The following is a 22,814-nucleotide window of genomic DNA, read 5'->3' as shown; positions in this document are numbered from 1 at the left end:
CAAGCCCGCTCGCCACGACAAGCCCGCTGACCATCCGCGCGTCCCTCGCTACTTCTGTTGTAAAACCATCCAGGCCACAAAGGTCTTAAGGCGCGCCACGAACGCTTCGCCCTCGGCACTGGGGTTGCGGGCTTCAAACAGAAAGAACGCAATCTGGATGCGCATCGCCGGGTAATGCTGGACGAATAACGCCACGTGTTCTTCCAGGGTGTGTGGCCAGCCCGACGCGTCTTGCGCGCGCAGTGTGTGCGTCGCGCGAATCAGCTTGCGTGAGGCTTCGCGCTCCAGGGTAAGCCGTTGCTCTGCGGACTCGGCCTGTTCAATGCGCGAGCAGTACGCCGACAGCACGTGTGCGAAATCACCATTGAGCGCCAGGGCGATTTCCCGCGATGGGCGAAACCGCTCAAATTGCACTGAGAGGTCATCCCCCCACACACATCGGCAATGATGCTTGAGCCAAAAGCCCCATTTGTTCGCGTGTTCGGGTGCCAGCACTTCGTCGCGGTGGCCAATGTCGACATCGATTTTGGTCACTTCCGGGTGCCGTTTCTGCAGCGCCAGCCGGGTCAGTTCCAGCGACTCGAGCACCTGCGAATCCGGTGGGTCGCGCAGCACCAGTGTGAGGTCGAGGTCTGAACCACCGGCGCTCGCATCACCCCGCGCCACGCTGCCGTAGAGGTAGATGCCTTCCAACCCCAATGCAGGCTGGGAAAGGCTCTGGCACACATCCTCCAGCAGCGACTGGAATTCAGGTTGCACCGGGCCATCGGCAATGCTGAGGACGTAGCCATCGGCGTCGACGCCTGCTGGGTGTTGGTTATTCATGGGTGATGCACCTCAATCACCAAGCCTTCCTCCTCAGTCGGCACACAGAAGTGCTGCGTAATCAGATCGAACTCGGCATCGGTGGCGGCAAAGTCATGTTGACCACCCGCATTGCGCGCGTGCAGCCGGGCACGGCACGTGGCGTCGTCCAGTTCAAGGTAGTGCAGGCGGTGCGGCACTTCGGCCGACTGCGCCAAACCCAGTAGCCATTCGCGGTTGGCCCGTGTGTTGGCAGGAACATCCAACACCACGCTCACGCCGGACCGCAGCAGGTCTATCACCAGCGGCCCCAAGACCCCGCGAACCCGCTGGGCGCTGCGCACGTAGTCAGCGATGGACAGGATCTCGCCGGGATACAGCTGCGCCAGCCAAGCGTCTTCGCTGAGCACAATGGCGGCGTGTTCGGTTGCGAGGGTGTTGGCGAGGGTGGATTTGCCGGAGGCGATCTTGCCGCAGAGCAGGTGCAGGGTGGGCATGGGGCGGTTCCTTTTGTCAGGTGAAGGAGCATGACCTCCGATGCGCGCGGGCGCAACGACCTCCCCCGCCTCGGGTTCACTCCACAGATGCCATCTGTAAATTAAGTTGAATCCTGATTTTGGCCGGCGGTCACCTATAAGGACGACAACGTAATGGAGGTTGCGATGAACCTTGCAATGACACTCTTCAGCCTGTTTGCCGGTTGGCTGGCAATCATGATGTCGATGATGTGGGGCGTGTTGCGTGTGGTACGCCGGCACCATGATTAACACGCCGGACGGCCGCTACTTCATCGTCAAGGGCCAGTTGTGGCGCTGCACCAACCCTGCATTGGAAGAAGCTGAGCGCCAAAGGTGGGTAAACGCGCTGATGGACGCGCGTCGGGCGGTGAAAGCCGCCAAGGCCAGCGGCGATGCCAGCGCCTTGAAGGACGCCAGGCGCGATGTGCAACAGGCCAAGGTCGCGCTGGGCGAACGCGGCCCCGTATGGTGGAGCGATGGCAGCCCGGATTTCAATCGCTGCCAGGTTAAAAATACGCCGTACGCGGGCTGGTTCGAAAAACATTTCGACACGTAACCTGGGTGAACTTTCTTACACGCCCAAGGCTCATCTCCTATGCGCTGCCCCGACCCCAGGGGCGTTGTACAACAAGGAGCCGCCATCCCATGTCCACCCTTCTCGTCTACCGCCACACACCCGGGCCGCTGCATGCGACCCTGCTCGCCGGCACCGTGCCATTGTTCCTCGGTGCATTGCTCAGTGACATTGCCTACACCCAGACCTTCCAGATTCAATGGGCTAACTTCGCCTCCTGGCTGATCGCCGGCGCGCTGGTGTTCGCAGGTTTTGCGTTTTTGTTTGCGCTGGTCAACTTGCTTCGCGCTGAACGCAAAGCCGGGCAGCGCACGTTGTATGTGCTGTTGCTGTTGGCGACCTTTGTGCTCGGGCTGATCAACGCTTTTCAGCATGCCAAGGACGCTTACGCTGCCATGCCAGCAGGTTTGGTGCTCTCGGTGATCGTCACCGTGCTGGCGCTCGCCGCCACCTGGACCGGCCTGCGTTCGGGAGGTGCCAAATGAAAACGTCCAACACTCTGACCCTGTTAAGCGCCGCACTGTTGTTGACCGCCTGCGGTGGCGAAGGTGACAAGACTCAGGCTCGCGGCCCGGACCCCAAGCTGCCGGAGCAACAAAGCAGCCTGTTGCCGAGCATGAAAATTGCCGAACCTGCTCCCTGGGGCGACCAGAAGCCCAGGGTTCCGGAAGGTTACAGCGTGACCGCCATCGCCACCGACCTGGCCATCCCGCGCCAGACACTGGTACTGCCCAACGGCGACATTCTGGTGGCAGAAGGCCGCGGCGGCAGCGCGGCCAAGCTCAAGCCCAAGGATGTGATCGCCAGCCTGATCAAGGCTGAAGGCAACACCAAGGTCAAAAGCGGCAACCGCCTGACCCTGCTGCGCGATGCCGACGGTGACGGCACGTACGAGCTGAAAACCGTATTCGCCGACAACCTCAATGCGCCCTACGGCCTGGCGTTTGCGAACGGCAAACTCTACGTGGCCAACCAGGACGCGCTGGTGAGCTTCGACTACGCCGACGGCCAGACCAAAGCCAGCGGCCCGCCGAGCAAGATCACTGACCTGCCCGCGCAGATCAACCACCACTGGACCAAATCTCTGGCCATCAGCGCCGATGGGCGACAGTTGTATGTGGGCATCGGCTCCAACAGCAACGTCACCGAACGCGGCATGGAAGTGGAAATCGACCGTGCGATGGTCTGGCAGATAGACGCAGCCAGCGGCGCGCACAAACCCTACGCCACCGGCCTGCGCAACCCGACAGCGCTGACCATTCAACCCGGTTCCGGGCAACTGTGGACAGTGGTTAACGAACGCGACGAACTGGGCCCCGACCTCGTTCCCGATTACCTGACCTCCGTGCGCGAAGGCGCATTCTACGGCTGGCCTTACAGCTACTGGGGCCAGAACGTCGACCCGCGCGCCCAACCGCAGAACCCGGCAAAAGTCGCCGCCGCCATCAAGCCCGATTACAGCCTGGGCTCCCACGTGGCGGCATTGGGCGTGGACTTCTCCATTCCCGAGATGGGTGAGAAATTTGCCGACGGCGTGTTTGTCGGTGAACACGGCAGCTGGAACCGCGACAACCCGGTCGGCTACAAGGTGATCTTTGTGCCGTTCAGCAACGGCAAACCTTCGGGTGAACCGATCGATTTTGCCACCGGTTTCCGTGGCGATGACGGCAAGACCCGTGGGCGCCCGGTGGGCGTCACTGTGGATCCGAAAGGTGCGCTGATCATTGCCGATGATTTGGCCAACACCGTCTGGCGCGTCACACGTAACCACTAAGCGTCCAACCTTCCCGCGCTGCTCGGCAGCGCGGGAACTCATCCCTTACAAGTCAGTGATTTCCTTGTGGCGCGGCACCAGTGCCTTCATCACGCTCCATGCCACCAGGTACGCCAGCGCGCAGATCGCAAACATGATCATGTAGCCGGTGTGAATGTCATTGATGGACTTGTAGTAGTCGAACACCCAGCCGCCGATCTTGGTCATTACCACTCCGCCCAAACCGCCGGCCATGCCGCCGATACCGACCACCGACGCCACGGTTTTCTGCGGGAACATGTCGGACACGGTGGTGAAGATGTTGCACGACCACGCCTGATGCGCCGAGGCGCCCACGCCGATCAGCAATACCGGCACCCAGAAGCTGATGTAACCAAACGGTTGCGCCAGCAACACCACCAACGGGAACAACGCGATCACCAGCATGGCTTTCATACGGCCGTCATACGGTGCGTCGCCACGGGCCATAAAGTAGCTGGGGAACCAGCCGCCGCCGATGCTGCCAACCATGGTCATGCTGTACAGCACGGCCAGTGGCATCACGATGTCTGCGCCTTTCATGCCGTACTGCGCTGACAGGTAGGTCGGCAGCCAGAACAGGAAGAACCACCACACGCCGTCGGTCATGAACTTGCCGAAGGCAAACGCCCAGGTCTGGCGGTAGGTCAGCAGCTTGAACCAGGACACTTTCTTCACGGCTGTACCGGCAGGCGCAGGCGTGAATGGCTGTACGGTCTGGTCGCTGCGGATGTAGGCCAGTTCTTCAGCCGACAAGCGTTTTTGCTGATCGGGCGTTTGGTACAGCGCCGACCACACGGCCACCCAGACAAAACCGAGCATGCCGATGACCATAAACGCGGCTTCCCAGCCCCACATCCCGGCAATCAATGGCACGCAAATCGGCGCCAGGATCGCGCCGACGTTGGCACCGGAGTTGAAAATACCGGTGGCCAGGGAGCGTTCTTTCTTGGGGAAGTATTCGGCAGTCGCCTTGATCGCGATGGGGAAGTTACCCGCCTCGCCGATTGCCAGCACAGCGCGTGACAGCATGAAACCGGCAATCGACACCGGAATCACCGCCAGGCCGATCGCACCGCTTACCGCCGCGATGCCCTCGCCCATCGGTACCGCGAAGGCATGCATGATGGCGCCCGTGGACCAGATACCAATCGCCACAACGTAGGCGGCCTTGGTGCCGATCTTGTCGACAAAGCGCCCGGCGAACAGCATGGAAATCGCATAGACAAACTGGAACACCGCAGCAATGTTGGCGTAGTCGGTGTTGCTCCAGCCAAATTGCGTCGACAGTTGCGGCGCCAGCAGGCTGAGCACTTGGCGGTCGAGGTAATTGACGGTGGTGGCAAAGAACAACATCGCGCAGATGGTCCAGCGATAGTTGCCGACGGCCTGGCCGACGCGATGGGCGTTGATGGGCTCATTTAAATTCATGGCATCACTTTTTATTTTTGTTAGGTAGGACATATGTAACGTCATATGTCGTCGTACAACTGTGGCTTTTATATCGAGCTACCTAACCGGTGTCAATCGCAAAGATTGCCGCTAACTGAGGTACTGCTAGCCCTCGGAAATGATCAGGAAACTACAGTTGTAGGATGACAAAGCCTGAACACCAGGCTCGGCGGTTTGCCGGGTACATCATCCAGCTCGCCAAAGCGCTGCATGCCGAGCTTTTCCAGCACGCGGATAGAAGCTGCGTGATCTGGACGCACCAACCCGAATACCTCAGGCAAACCGAGGGTCTCAAAGGCCAGCACCAGCGCATCACGACCGACTTCAGTGGCGTAGCCCTGCCCCCAGGCTTCTACGGCGAACCGGTAGCCGAGGTTGATGCGTCGCTCGGTGAGATAGTTGAGTGGCGCCACGCCGCCAAAACCGATGATGTGTTCAGGCCGCGCCCTTAGCGCAATGGCCCACCAGCCATAGCCTTGAGACGCCCATTGTTCGAGCCAGCGATCCAGCAGGCGTTGCGCGTCAGCGAGGCCTGCCATCGGCCCGCCGGGGTTAAACAGGTTGGTCTGCGGATCGCCGAAGATCGCGAACAATCGATGCACGTCTCCGGGCACTGGCTGGCGATAGATCAGACGGGAAGTGGCATCGTGCATCGATTAACTCCTTCGAGGATGGCTAAAGCTGATCTCGCTGGCAAAAAAACGCAATTAGCGGTGAATTATTTCGTGTCGTCTTGTATCTGAACTGACAGAGCGGTGCCATCGCTGCGATGGCACCTCCCCTGTTCAGATTTAGAGTGGTCCGCATGAAATCACGTAAAAAAAGCGTCAATCCGATCGGATTGAAAGACATCACCATCGTCGACGATGCCAAGGTGCGCAAGGCGATTACCGCCGCCGCACTGGGTAACGCCATGGAATGGTTCGACTTCGGCGTCTACGGGTTTGTCGCCTATGTACTCGGCAAAGTGTTCTTCCCCGACGCTTCCCCGAGCGTGCAAATGATCGCAGCGCTGGGCACCTTCTCGGTGCCGTTTCTGATTCGCCCACTGGGCGGCCTGTTCTTCGGTTCATTGGGCGACAAATACGGGCGGCAGAAGGTCCTAGCCGCCACCATCGTGATCATGTCCCTGAGTACCTTCGCCATCGGCCTGATCCCCTCCTATGCCTCGATTGGCATCTGGGCGCCGATCTTGCTGCTGCTGTGCAAAATGGCCCAGGGCTTCTCGGTCGGCGGTGAATACACCGGCGCCTCGATCTTCGTGGCCGAATACGCGCCAGACCGCAAACGCGGGTTCCTCGGCAGCTGGCTCGACTTCGGTTCCATCGCCGGTTTCGTACTCGGCGCGGGCGTCGTGGTGCTGATTTCCAGCGTACTCGGCGAAGCGGACTTCGAGTCCTGGGGCTGGCGCCTGCCGTTCTTCCTCGCCCTGCCCCTGGGCATCATCGGCCTGTACCTGCGCCACGCTCTGGAAGAAACGCCAGCGTTTCAGCAGCACATGGACAAACTCGAACAAGGCGACCGCGAAGGCCTGACCCACGGCCCCAAAGTCTCGTTCAAGGAAGTTGCGACCAAGCACTGGCGCAGCTTGTTGACCTGCATCGGCATCGTCGCAGCGACCAACGTGACCTATTACATGCTGCTCACCTACATGCCCAGCTACCTGTCGCATAACCTGCATTACAAGGAAAACAGCGGTGTACTGATCATCATCGCAATCATGGTCGGCATGCTGTTTGTGCAGCCGTTCATTGGGTTTATCAGCGACAAGATCGGCCGCAAGCCATTCATCATTGCTGGCAGCGTTGGCCTGCTGTTCCTGTCCATTCCGGCGTTCATGCTGATCACCAGTGGCAAGATCGGCCTGATTTTCGCCGGCCTGCTGATTCTCGCGGTGATCCTCAACTTCTTTATCGGCGTGATGGCCTCGACGCTCCCCGCGATGTTCCCCACCCATCTGCGCTACAGTGCACTGGCGAGTGCGTTCAACGTCTCGGTGTTGATCGCAGGCCTCACCCCTACGGCGGTGGCCTGGATGGTTGAAAGCACTGGCGATTTGTACATGCCCGCCTATTATCTGATGGTGTTTGCCGTGGTCGGCCTGATCACCGGCCTGACCATGAAGGAAACCGCCAACAAGCCCCTGCGCGGCGCAGCACCGGCCGCCTCGGACATGGAAGAAGCGAAGGAATTGCTGCAGGAGCACCACGACAATATCGAGCAGAAGATCGAAGACATCGACGCCGAGATTGCCGAACTGGAAGCCAAGCGCCAGAACCTGGTGCAGCAACATCCGCGAATTAATTAAAGCCTGACGGTGCGTGTTGGCCCAGGCCACCACGTCATTGGAGTGTCACAGCATGGTTCCAAGTGTCATCGCAGCAAACGCGTTGCTCAGCGCCGATGAGCGCGCTGCCATCGCAGAAATCGAAGCGACCACCAGCATCCTGCAATTGGTCACCCGCTTGACCGGCATGCGTTTTGCCGGTATTGCCAAGTTCACCGACCTGGAATGGGTGGTGTGCTCGGCCTACGACCCCATGAACATGGGCATCAGCGCTGAGGATGTGCTGGATCTGGAAACCACCCTGTGCAGCGAATTCTGTATCAACCCCCAGGCACTGTTTATCCCGCAGATCAGCCAGGATGGCCGTTTTGCTACGCGCCCGGTGGTCAAGCGGTTCGAGATTGAAAGCTACGCAGGCGCGCCGATTTTCCTGCCGGATGGCCGTTTGTTCGGCGCCCTGTGTGCACTGGACTCAAAGGCCATGTTGTTTGATGACCCCAACCTGCCGGAAACCCTGAGCCTGTTCGCGCGGCTGGTCGGCTGTATTTTCTTCGCTAATCTATCGACTGGGCGCTGACACCGGCCTTGCCTCGCAATGCCGCAATATCGCGCCTGGGCGAATCACCAAACAACCGGCCATATTCGCGGCTGAACTGGGATGGGCTCTCATAGCCGACCGTGTACGCCGCCCCTGATACGTCCTGATGCTCATTGAGCATCAGCCTTCGCGCCTCGTTCAAGCGCAGCCATTTCTGATATTGCAGTGGGCTCATCGCCGTCAACTGACGAAAGTGATGGTGAAAGGTGGCCGCGCTCATCTGCACGCGCGCGGCCAGTTCGTCCACACGCAGCGCTGTGGCGTAATTGAGCTTCAGCCAGTCAATCGCCTTGGCAATCCGATAGCCGTGACCATCGATGGAGCAGATCTGGCGCAATCGGCCGGATTGGTCGCTCTGCAACAGACGATAGTGAATTTCGCGCTGGATCAACGGTGCCAATATCGGGATGGCTTCAGGCTCATCCAGCAGCGCCACCAAGCGTGCGAATGACGCGAGCATGCCCTCGGTGACCGTGCCAATCCCCACCCCTTTCAACACCTCTCGCTCGCGCTTGGGCGGCATCTCACTTTGGGCGATCAGCTCGGCGAGGATGCGCAGGTCCAGCTTGAAGGTAAGCCCCAGGCACGGTTGCTGCGCACTGGCGAGGAGCACTTCGGAGTTGGCGGGAATGTCCAGCGACGTCACCAGAAAGCGCGACGCATCGTACGGGTAGCCTTCACCACCGACCCACATTCGCTTCTCGCCCTGGGCGACCAGAACGATGCACGGCTCCACCATGCACACCACCGGCGTCGCCGGCTTGTCACGCCGATAAAACCCCAGGCCGGGGATCGGCATGGGGTAATCGCCGGGCGTGGCGATACGTGAGCCGATAGCTTGAATCAGCGCGGCGAGAGGCGTTTGGTTGATCGTCATAACAAGCCCTTTCGAATCTTTCCCGAACTTTACCCTGCCCGCGCACGCACGTCCCCCGGGCTGCAGCAAGAGTCAGAGGATCAGGCAAGTAATCCAGAGCAACGCACTACAGAACAGCGCTTGCGATGAGGAAAATGTGCAGACCCACCCCGCCAAGGAACCTTCAATGAAAGCCTTCATGCTCGCCCTGGGTTTGCTGATCACTTCTTTTTCTTCACTGGGAGCCGATATGTCCAACGGTGCCGACAACTTCTACACAAGCGAACAGGTGACCGTCGAAAAGGTCACCTTCAACAATCAATACGGCATGCAGGTGGCCGGCAACCTGTTCATACCCAAAGGTCTGAATCAAGCCGCCAAACAGGCCGCCATTATCGTCGGCCACCCCATGGGCGCCGTCAAAGAGCAGAGTGCCAACCTCTACGCCACCAAAATGGCCGAACAGGGTTTCGTTACGCTGTCCCTGGACCTGTCATTTTGGGGTGAAAGCGCAGGCACGCCGCGCAACGCCGTGTCCCCGGACCTCTACACTGAAGATTTCAGCGCCGCCGTGGACTTTCTCGGAACCCGCCCGTTTGTGGACCGCCAACGCATCGGCGTAATCGGTGTGTGCGGCAGTGGCAGCTTCGCGATCAGCGCGGCGAAAATCGACCCACGCCTCAAAGCCATTGCCACGGTGAGCATGTACGACATGGGCGCGGCCAACCGTGATGGCCTCAAGCACAGCGTGACCCAGGCGCAGCGCCAACAGATCCTTGTGCAAGCGGCCAATCAGCGTTATGTGGAATTTCAGGGCGGTGAAATCCTTTACACCGGCGGCACTCCGCTGACACTGACCGGCAACCCGATTGGCGATGAATTCTTTGACTTCTATCGCACCCCGCGCGGCGAAGTCACGCCTGCCGGCGCATCGGCACACACCACCACCATGCCGACGCTGACCAGCAATGTGAAGTTCATGAACTTCTACCCGTTCAACGACATTGAGTCGATCTCGCCACGCCCGCTGTTGCTCATTGCAGGCGCCAACGCGCACTCGCGCGAGTTCAGTGAAGAAGCCTACCGACGCGCTGCCGAACCCAAGGAGTTGGTGATCATCCCGGGCGCAGGGCATGTGGACCTGTATGACCGAGTCAACTTGATCCCCTTCGCCACCCTCACTGCTTTCTTCAAAAGCAACTTGAAATAACCGTCTCGGCCCGGGGCCTGCGTGAGGCCCCGGGTTTGGCGCAACACAGGATTCAACACATGCCCACTCATCCTCCCAAGCAGAACTGGGGCGCCGTGCTCGCCATGTCGCTGGCAGCGTTTGCACTGGTCGCCTCCGAATTCATGCCCGTGAGTTTGCTGACCCCGCTGGCGGCCGACTTGCATATTTCCGAGGGCCAGGCGGGCCAGGGCATTTCGGTGTCGGGGCTGTTTGCGTTGCTGACCAGCCTGGTGATTGCACGCATCGCCGCGCGCATGGAGCGCAGGCACCTGCTGGTCGGGCTCACGCTGCTGATGATCGTGTCTGGAACGGTGGTGGCGCTGGCGCCGAACTACCTGATTTTCATGCTCGGCCGAGCCTTGATAGGCGTGGCCATCGGCGGCTTTTGGTCGCTGTCGGCCGCCACTGCGATGCGCCTGGTACCGCAGGCCCAAGTGCCCCGCGCGTTGGCCATCGTCAATGGCGGCAATGCATTGGCAACCGTGGTTGCTGCGCCGCTGGGCAGTTTCCTCGGCGGGCTGATTGGCTGGCGCGGGGCGTTCTTCTGCGTGGTACCGGTGGCCGTGATCGCACTGGTATGGCTGCTGGTCAGCCTGCCCTCGATTAAACCGGGCAGCGGTGCAAAAACCGGCGGCGTGTTCCGCTTGATGAAGCAGGCGCCAGTCGCTTTGGGCATGTTGGCGGTGAGCGTGTTTTTTATGGGCCAGTTCATGCTCTTCACCTACCTGCGGCCGTTTCTTGAAAACGTCACTCGAGTCAGCGTGACGGAGTTGTCGCTGATGCTGCTGGTACTGGGCGTGGCCGGCTTTACGGGGACATGCCTGATTGAGCGCTGCCTGCACAACCAGCTCTACCGAACCTTGATTGCGATTCCGCTGTTGATGGCGCTGATTGCCTTGGCGCTGGTCGGATTCGGCGACTCACCGTGGATGACCACACTGTTGCTCGGCGCCTGGGGCCTGGTGGCCACCGCCGCGCCCGTGGGCTGGTGGACATGGCTGTCGAGGGTGCTGCCCGACGACGCGGAGGCCGGCGGCGGGCTGATGGTCGCCACTATCCAGTTGGCAATTGCCTGCGGCGCCACGGTGGGAGGGTTGGTGTTCGACCTGCGCGGCTTTCAGGCCACGTTCGAACTGAGTGCGGCGTGTCTGGGCGTTGCCGGGCTATTGGCCTATAGCGCCTCACGCCAGCCATCGCCAGCCTCGGCGTTTGTGCGCCCTACCTGAAAAACTGACTCGGTGTCTTGCCAAACTGTTTCTTGAACATGCTGGTAAAGGCACTCGGGCTTTCGTAGCCCAGTTCGATGGCTACATCGATGATCTTCTCCCCTACCGCGATGCGTTCCAGCGCCAACAGCAACCGTGCCTGTTGGCGCCACTGACCGAACGTCAATCCGGTTTCCTTGCGAAACAATCGCTGGATGGTTTTTTGGTCCAACGCCAGTCGATCACTCCAATCGGCCACCGTCGAAGCATCACCCGGGTCCGCCTGCCAGGCCAGGCAGATGGTATTGATGCGTACGTCGGCTGGCTGGGGAAGCGACAGTGGCAGCGCCGGCAGGATCGCCAGTTCATCCAGGATCAGGTGCATGATCCGCGCATCGCGGGAATCCTCGGCATATGGCGGTTTCAGGCTGACGGAGGCCTTGATCAGCTCACTGAGCAGCGGCGAGACGCTGACCGCCTTGGTCTCGGTAGGCAGGTTCGGGAAGCTGCCGGGGCGCACAAACACGCTGCGCATCTTCAACGTGCCCACGCACCGCAACGAATGGACTTGCCCGCTGGGCATCCAGAACCCGCGATTGGGTGGCACCGTCCACTGGTTCTGCGCCGAGTGCACCACCATCACGCCCTCGATGGCATACAGCAGTTGGTGCTTCTCGTGGCTGTGGTCCGGGATCACCCAGTTCTCGGGGTAATCGGTGGCGGAACTGATGACGGCCCAGTCGCCCTCATCGATCTCGCGCAGAAATGTATCCAGTGATTTAACCATTTCGCCCTTTTTGCGCTAGTTGTCGCCCGAATTTCGCGAGACAGGCATTTTCACTGAATTTAGCATAACCGTCGAAATATTTTGAAATGGGCAGACGGCTTAAGTACCGTCTGTCTTTGTTTGCTGCCTTGTATGGAATGCCTGCATGTCGACCCTGACCGCGTCACCCGCCGCTGCAACCACTACGCCCCAGATAAGCCCCTTGGTCATGCGCGTCTTGGGCGCCTGCGCCCTGGCGCACATGATCAATGACCTGATCCAGGCCGTGCTGCCCTCGATTTACCCGATGCTCAAGGCCAACTACGGGCTGAGCTTCACCCAGGTGGGGCTGATCACCCTGACCTTCCAGCTGACCGCCTCCCTGCTGCAGCCGTGGATCGGCTACCACACCGACCGCTATCCCAAGCCGTGGCTGTTGCCGGCGGGCATGATCAGCACCTTGATTGGCATTTTGATGCTGGCGTTTGTCGGCAGCTTCCCGATGATTCTGCTCGCGGCAGCGCTGGTAGGTGTTGGCTCCTCGACCTTCCACCCGGAAACCTCACGGGTCGCGCGTTTGGCCTCCGGCGGGCGTTATGGCCTGGCGCAATCGACCTTCCAGGTCGGCGGCAACACCGGCAGCGCCTTCGGCCCGTTGCTGGCGGCGGCGATCATCATTCCCTACGGCCAAAGCCACATTGCCTGGTTCGGGCTGTTCGCCGTGTTCGCCATTCTGGTGCTTTATGGCCTGAGCCGCTGGTACCGCAACCACCTCAACCTGTTCAAGCTCAAGAGCGGCGGCAAAGCCACTCACGGCCTGTCGAAAGGCCGCGTGACCTTCGCCCTGGTGGTGTTGGCCATGCTGGTGTTTTCCAAGTATTTCTACATGACCAGCCTGACCAGCTACTTCACCTTTTACCTGATTGAAAAATTCCAGCTGTCGGTCGCCAGCTCGCAGATGTACCTGTTCCTGTTTCTTGGCGCCGTCGCGGTGGGCACCTTCGCCGGCGGCCCGATCGGCGACAAGATCGGCCGCAAGAAAGTCATCTGGTTCTCCATCCTCGGCGCCGCGCCGTTCACCCTTGCCCTGCCCTACGTCGACCTCTTCTGGACTGCCGTCCTCAGCGTGATCATCGGCTTTGTTCTGGCCTCGGCGTTCTCGGCCATCGTGGTGTTCGCCCAGGAACTGGTGCCGGGCAATGTGGGCATGATTGCAGGTGTTTTCTTCGGTTTGATGTTCGGCTTCAGCGGGATTGGTGCAGCGTTGCTGGGCTTGCTCGCTGACAGCCACGGCATCGAGTACGTCTACAAGATATGTTCGTTCCTGCCGCTGGTGGGCATTTTGACGGTGCTGTTACCGTCGACAAAGGGCGTGTAAGCACGCCTCGCGTCTTTACCGAGGTTGAAGCCGTAATCGGTCGAAACGGTGGGAGCAAGCGGGCTTGCTCCCACATTTGGAGTTTCATCAGGCACACCGGTGCCGAAAGACCGGCAAAAAATCAGTCTTTCCTGAGCCCATTCACCACGATATAAAGCAACGGCCCAACTGACACAAACACCGCCGTCAGCAACAAATAAGGCAACACCGAACCCACAGACCGCCCCCGCGCCCGCGCATCCCGATACATCCACACACACGCCAGCACCGCCATCAGGTACAGGTCAATCACCACCTGCGCCGTGTCCGGCCGCGACATCAATTCCCGCCCAAACGCCAGCAGCGACTGCTCGGCGGTCAGCATCGTTGCCAGCGTGTACATCGAAAACCCGACCAAAGCGGTCAAGGCCATATAGGGTCTTTGCATGGTCTGCCCCCTGAAGTGAACGAGCCCCACATTAGTGATAGGGTTCAGCCCCTCGCAATGACCTCGGAGGTCATGAACACACCATGGACACCCCCGTTACCGCCGGCGACTACCTGCGCCAACTGCGCCGACACGCAAAGCTGAGCCAACTCGACCTGGCGCTGATCACCGGCGTCTCCCAGCGTCACCTCAGTTGCATCGAAACCGGCCGCGCCAAGCCAGGCCGGGGCACCTTGCACAATTTGCTGACGGCACTGGAAGCACCCCTGGAGCAGTGCAACCGTGTATTTCTTGCGGCAGGCTTTGCTCCGCGTTACTCAGCAACCCCGCTCGCGTCACCGGCCATGGCGGCGATACGCGAAGCCGTCAGCCATGTGTTGCACGCCAATAACCCCGCGCCCGCGATCCTGCTGGGCAGCCAGTGGGAAGTGCTGGCCGCCAATACCAGCACCGGTGTGTTATTTGAACTGGTCGGGATCAAGCCGGGTGCGGCGGACGGGCTTAACCTGCTGACCACTCTTCTGCAAACAGGCGGCCTGGGCGACCACCTGATAAACGCCGAAGAAATCCGCACATTGGCCTGGCAACGCGCCAGCCGCGAGGCGCTGACCAATCCGCAATTGGCGACATTGCTGGCGAGTTTGCCGGTGCCCGCCAACAACGAATTGCCAGAAGACATGCCGCCGCTGGTACTCACCCGTCTCCACTCCACTCGGGGCGAGCTGAACTTTCTGTCCACCTTCACCACCTTCGGCATGCCTCAGGACATCACGCTCAGCTCCCTGCGCATCGAACATCTGATTCCCGCAGACGAGGCCACGTGGCAAATCATGCGCGCCGCTTATGCGGACCATGCCGCGCTGGTTTTGTGAAATATCTGTACGTAGACTGCCGCCATACCTCCCACTTGAAGGCGGCGAAAAAAACCTGATGCAAGTTACCGAAGTCTCCATTGCCCAATTGCGCGCTGCGCTTGAAAGTGGCCAGACCACGGCCGTTGAACTGGTCCAGGCGTACCTCGCGCGGATCGATGCCTACGATGGCCCGCAGACCGCCACCGCGCTCAACGCCGTGGTGGTGCGCAACCCCGAAGCTCTCAAGGAAGCCGAGGCGTCCGATGCGCGCCGCGCCAGGGGCGAAACCCTGGGCCCACTGGATGGCATTCCCTACACTGCCAAAGACAGCTACCTGGTGAAGGGCCTGACCGCTGCATCCGGCAGCCCGGCCTTCGCCAAGCTCACCGCCCATCGCGACGCCTTCACCATCGAGCGCCTGCGCGCCGGCGGCGCCATCTGCCTGGGCAAGACCAATATGCCGCCGATGGCCAACGGCGGAATGCAGCGCGGTGTGTATGGCCGTGCAGAAAGCCCCTACAACGCAGACTTCCTGACGGCACCGTTCGCCTCGGGCTCGTCCAACGGCGCCGGCACCGCAACAGCGGCCAGCTTCGCCGCGTTCGGCCTGGCGGAAGAAACCTGGTCCAGCGGGCGCGGCCCGGCGTCCAACAATGGCTTGTGTGCCTACACGCCGTCGCGTGGGGTGATCTCGGTGCGCGGCAACTGGCCGTTGACGCCGACCATGGACGTGGTCGTGCCGTACGCGCGCACCATGGCCGACCTGTTGGAAGTGCTCGACGTGGTGGTCGCTGAAGACCCCGACACCCGTGGCGACCTGTGGCGCCTGCAACCCTGGGTGCCGATCCCGAGCGTGGCCTCGGTGCGCCCGGCGTCGTATGCTGAGCTGGCCGTCAACAGCGAAGCCCTCGCCGGCAAACGCTTCGGCGTGCCGCGCATGTACATCAATGCTGACCCGGCTGCGGGCACCAGCGAAAAGCCCGGCATTGGCGGCCCGACCGGGCAAAAGATCCACACCCGCGCCACGGTGATCGACCTGTGGCAAGCCGCACGCCAGGCACTTGAAGCCGCCGGCGCTGAGGTCATCGAGGTGGATTTCCCGCTGGTCTCCAACTGCGAAGGCGACCGCCCCGGCGCGCCGACGGTGTTCACCCGTGGCTTGGTCTCCAAAGCGTTTCTGCACGATGAATTGTGGGAACTGTCGGCCTGGGCGTTCGATGACTTCCTGCGCGCCAACGGTGACCCGACGCTGAACCGCCTGGCGGATGTAGACGGGCCGAACATTTTCCCCCACGACCCCGGCACCCTGCCCAACCGCGAAGACGACCTGGCCGCCGGCATGGACGAATACGTGCGCATGGCCGAGCGTGGCATTACGCCGTGGAACGAGATCAGCACCCTTCCCGACGGCCTGCGCGACCTTGAACACACCCGCCGCCTGGACCTGGAAGACTGGATGGATACGCTGGGGCTGGATGCCGTGCTGTTTCCAACCGTGGCCGATGTGGGCCCGGCGGATGCGGATGTCAACGAAGCCTCGGCTGATATCGCCTGGAGCAACGGCGTCTGGGTCGCCAACGGCAACCTCGCCATACGCCACCTCGGCGTGCCGACAGTCACCGTACCGATGGGCGTGATGGCCGACATCGGCATGCCGGTGGGGCTGACATTTGCCGGGCGTGCTTATGACGATTCGGCGCTGCTGCGGTTTGCATCGGCATTCGAAGCCACCGGCAACAAACGCCAGATTCCTCCGCGCACACCGCCGCTGTCAGCGGGCTGAATAAACTGGAGAAAAATGTGGGAGCTGTCCATCAGTGATATTGATGCTGGCTGACCCTGCGCCATCGCAGGCAAGCCAGCTCCCACCTTCGATTGTATTCCAAGTCAGGGACAGCAGGCCGAATGCGGGCAAAATGTGGGAGCTGGCTTGCCTGCGATAGCGGTCCATCAGTGACATTGTTACTGGCTGACCCTGCGCCATCGCAGGCAAGCTAGCTCCCACCGTTGATCGTATTCCAAGTCAGGGACAGCAGACCGAACGCGGGCAAAATGTGGGAGCTGGCTTGCCTGCGATAGCGGTCCATCAGTGACATTGTTACTGGCTGACCCGGCGCCATCGCAGGCAAGCCAGCTCCCACCTTTGATCGTATTCCAAGTCAGGGACAGCAGACCGAACGCGGGCAAAATGTGGGAGCTGGCTTGCCTGCGATAGCGGTCCATCAGTGACATTGTTACTGGCTGACCCTGCGCCATCGCAGGCAAGCCTGCTCCCACCTTCGATCGTATTCCAAGTCAGGGACAGCAGACTGAACGCGGGCAAAATGTGGGAGCTGGCTTGCCTGCGATAGCGGTCCATCAGTGACATTGTTGCTGGCTGACCCTCCACCATCGCAGGCAAGCCAGCTCCCACAGCCGCCTGTATTTAAAATCAGGTGATGAGGGGCACGGCAATCAGCAATATGGCTGTGCCGTGGGCAAGCATTGCCGCCAGCACGCCGTAGCGCATGCGCACCAGTGCACACGCCAACCCTTCAACCAGGGTAAACAGCAGCACCGGCCAGCCCAGTTGCGTCACGCTCAGTGCCAGGAACGTGTGGCACGCCGCAAACGCCACACCGCTGATCAACGCCGCCCGCAAGGGGGTAATTTGCTGCTCCAGGTAACCCTGCAAAAACCCGCGAAACAACACCTCTTCCAGCGCATTGGCGCCATAGGCCAACACCACCATGCCCGGCAGCCAGACCCAGTAACCATGAATCGCCGCCCCCTCGATGCCCTGGTAAACCCGCAATGGCACGCCGATCAAACACCCCACCGCCAGCCCCACGAGGATGCCAACGGCCGGGTTGCCGACCGTCCAGCGCATCAGCCGCCACAGCTCCGGCGCGAGCCGTGAGAGCAGCATGATCAGCACCACTGAAAGCCCGCCCAACATCGCCAATACAAAGGCGTTGGCGCTGAACGCGACCTGCACTTCGCGGCTGAGCGCCCACATACCCAGCGGCGTCATCACGTCGCGCATTAACACAAACGCCGCCAGCAAAATCATAATGCGCAGCGCTGTCATCGACCTGGGCGTGAGTGCAAACCACAGGCCAAACAGCAACAGGCCCGGCGCCAACGTGACGCCGTAGTCGGTCAACTCCGCCATACCTTGGGTAATCATGGGCCACTCAGCCGTGGGAGACGGCGATCATGTCGATCTCCACCGCCGCCGATTTCGGCAACTGCATCACCCCCACCGACGTGCGCGTATGCGCCCCGGCGTCGCCCAGAATTTCATGCAACAGGTCCGACGCGCCATTCGCCACTTCACTCTGCTGATCAAAATCTTCAGCACTGCGCACATACACGGTGATGCGCGGGATAGCCTTGACCTGATCGAGTGAACCCAGCGCCTGCTTGAGCAGCCCCAGGCAGCGCAATGCGCTGATACCGGCGGCGATTTGCGCCTGTGCCAGGGTCAGGCTGTCGCCCACTTTGCCCGGCAACACAATGGTGTCGCCCACACGCGGGATCTGGCCGCTGACGTACACATGGTTGCCGTCGCGAACCAGCGGCGTGTAGTTGCCGCCGATCTTGAATTCGTCCAATTGATAGCCGATGCGCTGCTGCACAGCCTGGTATTTTTCATCGCGGGTCATGGTGTTGGTTCCGAATGTCGACGTTGCCACTCATCCACGACATCACCCAGGGTCTTCGGCACGCCGTTGCGAATCCAGGCCATAAAAGGCCGGTCGAACTTAAACCGGGGACCGCAGTGTTCAAGCATGAAACGGCGCACGTTTTGGGTGTTTTTGTAGTGGGGAGTCACCGGGGTGGCGCGCGTGATGGGTGCGCTGTGCCAGTCAAATTCCATTTTGTCCCTCCGGCGGTTTGTTATTTTGGCGATAGCATAGCGATGAGCCAGGGGTGCAGGAAGCCAAGGAGAGGCCCGGCAGCAAAAAATAGATGTGTTGAGACGTCGTACAAGAAAAGCCGCCGCTTAGAACACCTTTAAGGCCAACCTTTTCAAGATATTTCGAAATTTCACTTTCCTTCCCCATTGGAAATATTGCATGGTTGTACGACGACTCAAGTGGTCGTCTACGCCCCCAACAAGAATAAGGAAACACCCATGCAAAACGTCAAAGTGCTGATCGGTTTTCTGTGCCTGTTCACCGGCTACGTCGCCGCTGCGCCGGCCCCCGCCGAGAAAGAGGTGGCCCAGGCGGTCGACCAACTGACCCAAGCCATGCTGCACCTGGACCTCAAGCAGTTGCATGCGCTGACGTCCGAGAAACTCACCTACGGCCACTCCAGCGGCAAAGTACAGAACAAAGCGCAATTCATCGCTGACCTGGAAACCCACACCAGCGCTTTTAAAACCCTCGAAATGCAAAACCAGACCATCACCCTGGACGGCGATACCGCCCTGGTGCGTAACCATTTTCACGCGCTGGCGGTGAACAGCGGCGTCGACACGCCTACCGACATCGACAACTTCCAGGTATGGCAGAAGCAAAAAGGCAAATGGATCCTGATCGGCCGTCAGGCTTACAAATACTGATTACGCCCGACTCACCACGCCACCACCCCGCGCACCTTCACCAGCGCCTCGCGCAAAGCCGGCATTTCGACCGAGCCTAGCGCCAGGCGCAACGCATGGGGCACGTACGCCGAGACCGCAAAGGGCTCGGCGGTGGACACCGAAATGTTCTGCCGCTGCAACGCCATCGCAATCTGATCCGCCCGAGCGTCTTCCGCCAAGGGCAGCCACAGAAAGTACGATGATGGATGACTGATGTAATCCACCCCGTTCAATACCTGTGCCGCCAGCGCCTGCCGCGCCTGGGCATCCGCGCGTTTCTGCGCCTCCAACTGCGCGACAGTACCGTCCTCGATCCAGGCCACGGCGATGGCACTCATCACGCCGGGCACGTTCCAGGTGGTGGCCATGATCGTGCGTTCCAACCGTTTCACCCACGCCGCCGGCGCCGCGATAAACCCGACCCGCAAGCCCGTGGCAACGCTTTTGGACAGCCCACCGACGTACACCGTGCATTCCGGCGCCAGGGTGGCGAGCGGCGGTGGCGCATCGGCGGCGAGAAACGCGTAGGCCGCGTCTTCAATAATCATCAGGTTGTGCTGGCGGGCGATTGAAACCAACGCCTCACGTTGCGGCAGGCTCATCACCCAGCCGAGCGGGTTATGCAAGGTGGGAATGCTGTACACCGCGCGCACCGGGCGCTTGCGGCACAGGCTGCGCAGAAATTCCAGGTCGGGGCCGCCGGGCGTGACCGGGATGGCGACGATTTCCAGGTGCAGGGTTTCAGCCAGCACCTTGAAACCTGAATACGTCAGGGCATCCACGGCGATCACATCACCGGGTTTGAGCAGCGCCATCATCGTCACCGCCAAACCGTGTTGGGCGCCACTGACCACCAGCACCTGTTCGCCATCCACCATCAGCCCGCGACTCAACAGGTGCCGCGCCACGGCCGCACGCTCGTGCAAGCGGCCGGCATGAGGCTGGTAACGCAGCAGGGCTTCAAGGTCGCCGGACAGCGCCAATTGGCGCAACGCTGTGCGCAGCAAGTCAGCCTGGCCGGGCAGCGAGGGGTAATTGAAATTGAGGTCAAGCATGCCCGTGGCCAGGCGCATCTGCCCACTGCCCTGCCCCGGCGGCAACGCGATTTCACGCACGAACGTGCCACGGCCGGTTTCGCCACTGACCAGGCCCATGGCCTCAAGCTCGGTGTACACGCGGCTGGCAGTCACCAGCGCCAGGCCGTGGTCGGCGGCCAATTGGCGGTGCGTCGGCAGGCGCGTACCGGGCGGCATCTGCCCCGAGCGGATAGCTTGAGCAAACGAGTCGACCAGGGTTTTGTAACGAGCGCGAGGCATGGGCGATGTATCCATGACAATTTTTTGATTGTCTTAATCTTCAACCTTAGGATGCCGGGCACGCAACTCCTCTTTTTCAGGCCGCCGCCCATGCAACGCACGTCACGGATCAACACGCTGGACGCCAGCGCTCAAGGCTGGATCAACGGCTTTATCGGCGTGGTGATTTTCAGCGGCTCATTACCGGCCACGCGCCTGGCGGTGATGGAGTTCGACCCGGTGTTTCTCACCATGATCCGCGCCGCCATCGCGGCGGTGTTGGGGCTGTGCCTGCTGGGGCTGTTCAAGGAAAACCGCCCTGCGCGTAATCAATGGGCATCGCTGGTGATCGTCGCGCTTGGCGTAGTGATTGGTTTCCCCCTGCTCACCGCCCTCGCGCTGCAATACGTCACCTCGGCGCATTCCATCGTGTTTGTCGGCCTGCTACCGCTGGCCACGGCGCTGTTTGGCGTGCTGCGTGGCGGTGAGCGGCCGCGCCCGGTGTTCTGGCTGTTTTCCGTGCTGGGCAGTGGGCTGGTGATGGCATATGCCTTCGCCCAGGGCCTGAGTGCCGCGCCCGCCGGGGATTTACTGATGCTGCTGGCGATACTGGTGTGCGGCCTTGGCTACGCCGAAGGTGCCAGGCTGTCGCGCAGCCTGGGCGGCTGGCAAGTGATTTGCTGGGCGCTGGTGGTGTCGTTGCCGGTGGTGGCGCCTTTTAGCGTGTTGCTGGCGCCGTCGAGTTTTACCGGCATCAGCCTGCCCGCCTGGCTGAGCCTGGGTTATGTGGCGCTGTTCAGCATGTTGATCGGCTTTGTATTTTGGTACCGCGGCCTGGCTCAGGGCGGTATTGCCGCTGTTGGCCAACTGCAGTTGCTGCAACCGTTCTTCGGCCTGGCGCTGGCGGCGGGCCTGCTGCACGAACAGGTGAGCCCCGGCATGCTGCTGGTGACCGTCGCGGTGATCGGCTGCGTGGCCGGCGCGAAGCGGTTCGCCCGCTAGCGTTGTGGCGCGACCATCTTGAATTTGATGTTGATGTCATTCGACACCACGCTGTTACCAGCCCATTCCCCCTCGCCGATCTTGAAGTCGCCGCGCTTGAGGATCAGCTCACCGTCGAACACACCGATGCCGCTTTGCTCCTTGAGCACCACGTTTACGTCCACCGGGCGCGTGGTGCCTTTGATGGTCAGATTGCCGCTGATCCTGAAGTGGTTATCGCCCAGCGCCGTGACGCCCGTGGACTCATACACGCCCACCGGGTAAGTCGCGGTATCAAACCAGGAGGCGCGCTGCAGTTCGTCGTTCGCGTCGGGGCTGCCGGCATCAATACTCGCCAGCTGGATCTTCAGCAACGCATGCCCCGCCTCGGGCTTTTGCGTGTCGAAGGTCAACGTGCCTTCGAACTCGCTGAACGTGCCATACACGCGCTGCCCCAATTGCTTGTAGGTAAAGCTGATCTGGCTGGCGGTGCGGTTGACGTCGCGGTATTCCACCGCATGGGCGCTGGTGCAAAAACCGAGAAGGATGACCAGGTAAACGAAAGGCTTCATGCAACGCTCCATAACGGGCAGGACACAGGTACTGAGCTAACACCTCATACCGGGGGTTTATTCACATTTGGCGCGTGTCCTGCTACACAGAGTAGTCGCCCCGGAATAAAAAGGACTGTGTATGCACAGCGCTTCGCTACAGGACATTGCCGCGCCGCAAGGCGTCTGCTACGGCTGCGGAAGCAGCAACCCGCACGGCCTGCACATCAAGAGCTATTGGGATGAAGACCGCATTCACCTGATCGCCGAGCACCAGCCGCAACCCCAGTACAGCGGCTGGCCCGACCTGGTTTACGGCGGCTTGATCGCCATGTTGGTCGACTGCCATTCGAACTGGACCGCCATGGCCTATCACTATCAAGCCGAAAACCGCGAGCCCGGCAGCCTGCCGCGCATCGACTGCGTCACCGGCAACCTGGGCATCAAATTCATCAAACCGACGCCCATGGGTGTACCACTGACCTTGCGCGCGCGGGTCGAAGGCGACGTAGGGCGCAAAACCCGCGTGGTCTGTGAGGTGTACGCGGGCGATGTACTGACCGCAATTGGCGACTCGGTGTTCGTGCGCGTCGACACCCGGCACTTGTCGGACGCCGCCCATGGCCGCGAGGGCTGAACCTGGTCTACATTGATTGCCAACGCTAATCGAGG

25 protein-coding genes are annotated in these 22,814 nt (G+C 61.0%); 13 read left to right on the top strand and 12 right to left on the bottom strand.

The window, feature by feature from the left end; genetic code table 11:
• Positions 1-48: 48 nt before the first annotated feature.
• Together ACP7A2_RS04050 and ACP7A2_RS04045 are read right to left on the bottom strand one after the other, a co-directional pair.
• Positions 49-825 carry a nucleotidyltransferase domain-containing protein gene (locus ACP7A2_RS04050; protein WP_426133186.1) on the bottom strand — a complete coding sequence of 259 codons (777 nt, stop codon included), beginning with the start codon at positions 823-825 and terminating at the stop codon, positions 49-51.
• Positions 822-1,301 (bottom strand): AAA family ATPase, encoded by a 480-nt coding sequence (locus ACP7A2_RS04045; protein WP_426133185.1) that lies wholly within the window; start codon positions 1,299-1,301, stop codon positions 822-824. The genes ACP7A2_RS04050 and ACP7A2_RS04045 overlap by 4 nt, the downstream gene beginning before the upstream one ends.
• Before the next feature lie 262 nt (positions 1,302-1,563).
• Between ACP7A2_RS04045 and ACP7A2_RS04040 the strand changes: the two genes are divergently transcribed.
• The 3 genes from ACP7A2_RS04040 to ACP7A2_RS04030 all read left to right on the top strand — a co-directional run bounded on the left by ACP7A2_RS04040 (position 1,564) and on the right by ACP7A2_RS04030 (position 3,670).
• On the top strand, positions 1,564-1,878 hold the full coding sequence (locus ACP7A2_RS04040) for a hypothetical protein (RefSeq protein WP_426133184.1): 315 nt from the start codon (positions 1,564-1,566) through the stop codon (positions 1,876-1,878).
• An 89-nt stretch (positions 1,879-1,967) separates the two neighbouring features.
• Positions 1,968-2,381 (top strand): DUF2231 domain-containing protein, encoded by a 414-nt coding sequence (locus ACP7A2_RS04035; protein ID WP_426133183.1) that lies wholly within the window; start codon positions 1,968-1,970, stop codon positions 2,379-2,381.
• A complete protein-coding gene (locus ACP7A2_RS04030) occupies positions 2,378-3,670 on the top strand; it encodes a PQQ-dependent sugar dehydrogenase (RefSeq protein WP_426133182.1) in 1,293 nt (430 codons plus the stop codon). Before ACP7A2_RS04035 ends, ACP7A2_RS04030 begins: the two co-directional genes overlap by 4 nt.
• A gap of 45 nt (positions 3,671-3,715) precedes the next feature.
• Here the strand turns inward: ACP7A2_RS04030 and ACP7A2_RS04025 are convergent, their stop codons facing one another.
• Positions 3,716-5,119, bottom strand: coding sequence for an MFS transporter (locus tag ACP7A2_RS04025; RefSeq protein WP_348057683.1), 1,404 nt, complete (start codon positions 5,117-5,119; stop codon positions 3,716-3,718).
• Positions 5,120-5,262: 143 nt separating this feature from the next.
• Positions 5,263-5,793, bottom strand: a complete 531-nt coding sequence (locus ACP7A2_RS04020; RefSeq protein ID WP_426133181.1) for a GNAT family N-acetyltransferase — start codon at positions 5,791-5,793, stop codon at positions 5,263-5,265.
• A gap of 152 nt (positions 5,794-5,945) precedes the next feature.
• Here ACP7A2_RS04020 and proP point away from each other — a divergent pair, with 152 nt between their 5' ends.
• Both proP and ACP7A2_RS04010 read left to right on the top strand, forming a co-directional pair.
• Positions 5,946-7,448, top strand: a complete 1,503-nt coding sequence (gene proP, locus ACP7A2_RS04015) for a glycine betaine/L-proline transporter ProP (RefSeq protein ID WP_426133180.1) — start codon at positions 5,946-5,948, stop codon at positions 7,446-7,448.
• Between the two features lie 52 nt (positions 7,449-7,500).
• Entirely contained in the window at positions 7,501-8,004 is a 504-nt protein-coding gene (locus tag ACP7A2_RS04010; protein WP_426133179.1) for a GAF domain-containing protein, read from the top strand.
• On the opposite strand, the gene ACP7A2_RS04005 is transcribed toward ACP7A2_RS04010, so the two are convergent.
• On the bottom strand, positions 7,982-8,902 hold the full coding sequence (locus ACP7A2_RS04005) for an AraC family transcriptional regulator N-terminal domain-containing protein (protein ID WP_426133178.1): 921 nt from the start codon (positions 8,900-8,902) through the stop codon (positions 7,982-7,984). The genes ACP7A2_RS04010 and ACP7A2_RS04005 overlap by 23 nt on opposite strands.
• A 166-nt stretch (positions 8,903-9,068) precedes the next feature.
• Here ACP7A2_RS04005 and ACP7A2_RS04000 point away from each other — a divergent pair, with 166 nt between their 5' ends.
• Complete coding sequence (locus tag ACP7A2_RS04000) at positions 9,069-10,091, top strand: alpha/beta hydrolase (protein ID WP_426133177.1); 1,023 nt, start codon at positions 9,069-9,071, stop codon at positions 10,089-10,091.
• Positions 10,092-10,150: 59 nt separating this feature from the next.
• On the top strand, positions 10,151-11,338 hold the full coding sequence (locus ACP7A2_RS03995) for an MFS transporter (RefSeq protein ID WP_426133176.1): 1,188 nt from the start codon (positions 10,151-10,153) through the stop codon (positions 11,336-11,338).
• Here ACP7A2_RS03995 and ACP7A2_RS03990 read toward each other — a convergent pair.
• On the bottom strand, positions 11,331-12,104 hold the full coding sequence (locus ACP7A2_RS03990; protein WP_348057673.1) for a helix-turn-helix transcriptional regulator: 774 nt from the start codon (positions 12,102-12,104) through the stop codon (positions 11,331-11,333). The two genes, ACP7A2_RS03995 and ACP7A2_RS03990, sit on opposite strands and share 8 nt — an antisense overlap.
• A gap of 145 nt (positions 12,105-12,249) precedes the next feature.
• Between ACP7A2_RS03990 and ACP7A2_RS03985 the strand changes: the two genes are divergently transcribed.
• Positions 12,250-13,461: an MFS transporter gene (locus ACP7A2_RS03985; RefSeq protein WP_348057671.1), complete on the top strand. Its 1,212-nt coding sequence runs from the start codon at positions 12,250-12,252 to the stop codon at positions 13,459-13,461.
• Between the two features lie 121 nt (positions 13,462-13,582).
• Here the strand turns inward: ACP7A2_RS03985 and ACP7A2_RS03980 are convergent, their stop codons facing one another.
• Positions 13,583-13,888 carry a DUF2834 domain-containing protein gene (locus ACP7A2_RS03980; protein WP_426133175.1) on the bottom strand — a complete coding sequence of 102 codons (306 nt, stop codon included), beginning with the start codon at positions 13,886-13,888 and terminating at the stop codon, positions 13,583-13,585.
• Positions 13,889-13,971: 83 nt separating this feature from the next.
• Between ACP7A2_RS03980 and ACP7A2_RS03975 the strand changes: the two genes are divergently transcribed.
• Positions 13,972-14,760, top strand: coding sequence for a helix-turn-helix domain-containing protein (locus ACP7A2_RS03975; RefSeq protein ID WP_426133174.1), 789 nt, complete (start codon positions 13,972-13,974; stop codon positions 14,758-14,760).
• A gap of 55 nt (positions 14,761-14,815) precedes the next feature.
• Entirely contained in the window at positions 14,816-16,525 is a 1,710-nt protein-coding gene (locus tag ACP7A2_RS03970) for an amidase (protein WP_426133295.1), read from the top strand.
• A gap of 648 nt (positions 16,526-17,173) precedes the next feature.
• On the opposite strand, the gene ACP7A2_RS03965 is transcribed toward ACP7A2_RS03970, so the two are convergent.
• Genes ACP7A2_RS03965 through ACP7A2_RS03955 form a run of 3 tightly spaced genes read right to left on the bottom strand, consistent with a single transcriptional unit; the run spans position 17,174 to position 18,604 of the window.
• Entirely contained in the window at positions 17,174-17,911 is a 738-nt protein-coding gene (locus ACP7A2_RS03965; protein WP_426133173.1) for a CPBP family intramembrane glutamic endopeptidase, read from the bottom strand.
• A 7-nt stretch (positions 17,912-17,918) separates the two neighbouring features.
• On the bottom strand, positions 17,919-18,389 hold the full coding sequence (locus tag ACP7A2_RS03960; protein ID WP_426133172.1) for a RidA family protein: 471 nt from the start codon (positions 18,387-18,389) through the stop codon (positions 17,919-17,921).
• Entirely contained in the window at positions 18,386-18,604 is a 219-nt protein-coding gene (locus ACP7A2_RS03955; protein WP_426133171.1) for a DUF6434 domain-containing protein, read from the bottom strand. Before ACP7A2_RS03955 ends, ACP7A2_RS03960 begins: the two co-directional genes overlap by 4 nt.
• A gap of 258 nt (positions 18,605-18,862) precedes the next feature.
• Between ACP7A2_RS03955 and ACP7A2_RS03950 the strand changes: the two genes are divergently transcribed.
• Positions 18,863-19,294 (top strand): nuclear transport factor 2 family protein, encoded by a 432-nt coding sequence (locus tag ACP7A2_RS03950; RefSeq protein WP_348057665.1) that lies wholly within the window; start codon positions 18,863-18,865, stop codon positions 19,292-19,294.
• 11 nt (positions 19,295-19,305) lie between these two features.
• Here ACP7A2_RS03950 and ACP7A2_RS03945 read toward each other — a convergent pair whose 3' ends face one another.
• Positions 19,306-20,631, bottom strand: coding sequence for a PLP-dependent aminotransferase family protein (locus ACP7A2_RS03945; RefSeq protein ID WP_426133170.1), 1,326 nt, complete (start codon positions 20,629-20,631; stop codon positions 19,306-19,308).
• Positions 20,632-20,721: 90 nt separating this feature from the next.
• On the opposite strand from ACP7A2_RS03945, the gene ACP7A2_RS03940 reads away from it, so the two are divergent.
• Positions 20,722-21,612: a DMT family transporter gene (locus tag ACP7A2_RS03940; RefSeq protein WP_426133169.1), complete on the top strand. Its 891-nt coding sequence runs from the start codon at positions 20,722-20,724 to the stop codon at positions 21,610-21,612.
• Here the strand turns inward: ACP7A2_RS03940 and ACP7A2_RS03935 are convergent.
• Positions 21,609-22,163: a YceI family protein gene (locus tag ACP7A2_RS03935; protein ID WP_426133168.1), complete on the bottom strand. Its 555-nt coding sequence runs from the start codon at positions 22,161-22,163 to the stop codon at positions 21,609-21,611. The genes ACP7A2_RS03940 and ACP7A2_RS03935 overlap by 4 nt on opposite strands.
• A gap of 121 nt (positions 22,164-22,284) precedes the next feature.
• Here ACP7A2_RS03935 and ACP7A2_RS03930 point away from each other — a divergent pair, with 121 nt between their 5' ends.
• A complete protein-coding gene (locus ACP7A2_RS03930; protein ID WP_426133167.1) occupies positions 22,285-22,779 on the top strand; it encodes a PaaI family thioesterase in 495 nt (164 codons plus the stop codon).
• Positions 22,780-22,814 lie beyond the last annotated feature (35 nt).

Origin of the sequence: Pseudomonas sp. PWP3-1b2 (assembly GCF_049896045.1) — a bacterium.
GTDB lineage: Bacteria > Pseudomonadota > Gammaproteobacteria > Pseudomonadales > Pseudomonadaceae > Aquipseudomonas > Aquipseudomonas antarctica_B.
The sequence above is the reverse complement of the archived record's forward strand: the minus strand, read 5'-3'. Positions and strand labels throughout refer to the sequence as shown.

Excerpts from the sequence above, each read along its gene's own strand:
- ACP7A2_RS04050 (WP_426133186.1), bottom strand. The coding sequence starts at position 825 with ATGAATAACCAACACCCAGCAGGCGTCGACGCCGATGGCTACGTCCTC.
- ACP7A2_RS04045 (WP_426133185.1), bottom strand. The coding sequence starts at position 1,301 with ATGCCCACCCTGCACCTGCTCTGCGGCAAGATCGCCTCCGGCAAATCC.
- ACP7A2_RS04040 (WP_426133184.1), top strand. The coding sequence starts at position 1,564 with ATGATTAACACGCCGGACGGCCGCTACTTCATCGTCAAGGGCCAGTTG.
- ACP7A2_RS04035 (WP_426133183.1), top strand. The coding sequence starts at position 1,968 with ATGTCCACCCTTCTCGTCTACCGCCACACACCCGGGCCGCTGCATGCG.
- ACP7A2_RS04030 (WP_426133182.1), top strand. The coding sequence starts at position 2,378 with ATGAAAACGTCCAACACTCTGACCCTGTTAAGCGCCGCACTGTTGTTG.
- ACP7A2_RS04025 (WP_348057683.1), bottom strand. The coding sequence starts at position 5,119 with ATGAATTTAAATGAGCCCATCAACGCCCATCGCGTCGGCCAGGCCGTC.
- ACP7A2_RS04020 (WP_426133181.1), bottom strand. The coding sequence starts at position 5,793 with ATGCACGATGCCACTTCCCGTCTGATCTATCGCCAGCCAGTGCCCGGA.
- proP (WP_426133180.1), top strand. The coding sequence starts at position 5,946 with ATGAAATCACGTAAAAAAAGCGTCAATCCGATCGGATTGAAAGACATC.
- ACP7A2_RS04010 (WP_426133179.1), top strand. The coding sequence starts at position 7,501 with ATGGTTCCAAGTGTCATCGCAGCAAACGCGTTGCTCAGCGCCGATGAG.
- ACP7A2_RS04005 (WP_426133178.1), bottom strand. The coding sequence starts at position 8,902 with ATGACGATCAACCAAACGCCTCTCGCCGCGCTGATTCAAGCTATCGGC.
- ACP7A2_RS04000 (WP_426133177.1), top strand. The coding sequence starts at position 9,069 with ATGAAAGCCTTCATGCTCGCCCTGGGTTTGCTGATCACTTCTTTTTCT.
- ACP7A2_RS03995 (WP_426133176.1), top strand. The coding sequence starts at position 10,151 with ATGCCCACTCATCCTCCCAAGCAGAACTGGGGCGCCGTGCTCGCCATG.
- ACP7A2_RS03990 (WP_348057673.1), bottom strand. The coding sequence starts at position 12,104 with ATGGTTAAATCACTGGATACATTTCTGCGCGAGATCGATGAGGGCGAC.
- ACP7A2_RS03985 (WP_348057671.1), top strand. The coding sequence starts at position 12,250 with ATGTCGACCCTGACCGCGTCACCCGCCGCTGCAACCACTACGCCCCAG.
- ACP7A2_RS03980 (WP_426133175.1), bottom strand. The coding sequence starts at position 13,888 with ATGCAAAGACCCTATATGGCCTTGACCGCTTTGGTCGGGTTTTCGATG.
- ACP7A2_RS03975 (WP_426133174.1), top strand. The coding sequence starts at position 13,972 with ATGGACACCCCCGTTACCGCCGGCGACTACCTGCGCCAACTGCGCCGA.
- ACP7A2_RS03965 (WP_426133173.1), bottom strand. The coding sequence starts at position 17,911 with ATGATTACCCAAGGTATGGCGGAGTTGACCGACTACGGCGTCACGTTG.
- ACP7A2_RS03960 (WP_426133172.1), bottom strand. The coding sequence starts at position 18,389 with ATGACCCGCGATGAAAAATACCAGGCTGTGCAGCAGCGCATCGGCTAT.
- ACP7A2_RS03955 (WP_426133171.1), bottom strand. The coding sequence starts at position 18,604 with ATGGAATTTGACTGGCACAGCGCACCCATCACGCGCGCCACCCCGGTG.
- ACP7A2_RS03950 (WP_348057665.1), top strand. The coding sequence starts at position 18,863 with ATGCAAAACGTCAAAGTGCTGATCGGTTTTCTGTGCCTGTTCACCGGC.
- ACP7A2_RS03945 (WP_426133170.1), bottom strand. The coding sequence starts at position 20,631 with ATGCCTCGCGCTCGTTACAAAACCCTGGTCGACTCGTTTGCTCAAGCT.
- ACP7A2_RS03940 (WP_426133169.1), top strand. The coding sequence starts at position 20,722 with ATGCAACGCACGTCACGGATCAACACGCTGGACGCCAGCGCTCAAGGC.
- ACP7A2_RS03935 (WP_426133168.1), bottom strand. The coding sequence starts at position 22,163 with ATGAAGCCTTTCGTTTACCTGGTCATCCTTCTCGGTTTTTGCACCAGC.
- ACP7A2_RS03930 (WP_426133167.1), top strand. The coding sequence starts at position 22,285 with ATGCACAGCGCTTCGCTACAGGACATTGCCGCGCCGCAAGGCGTCTGC.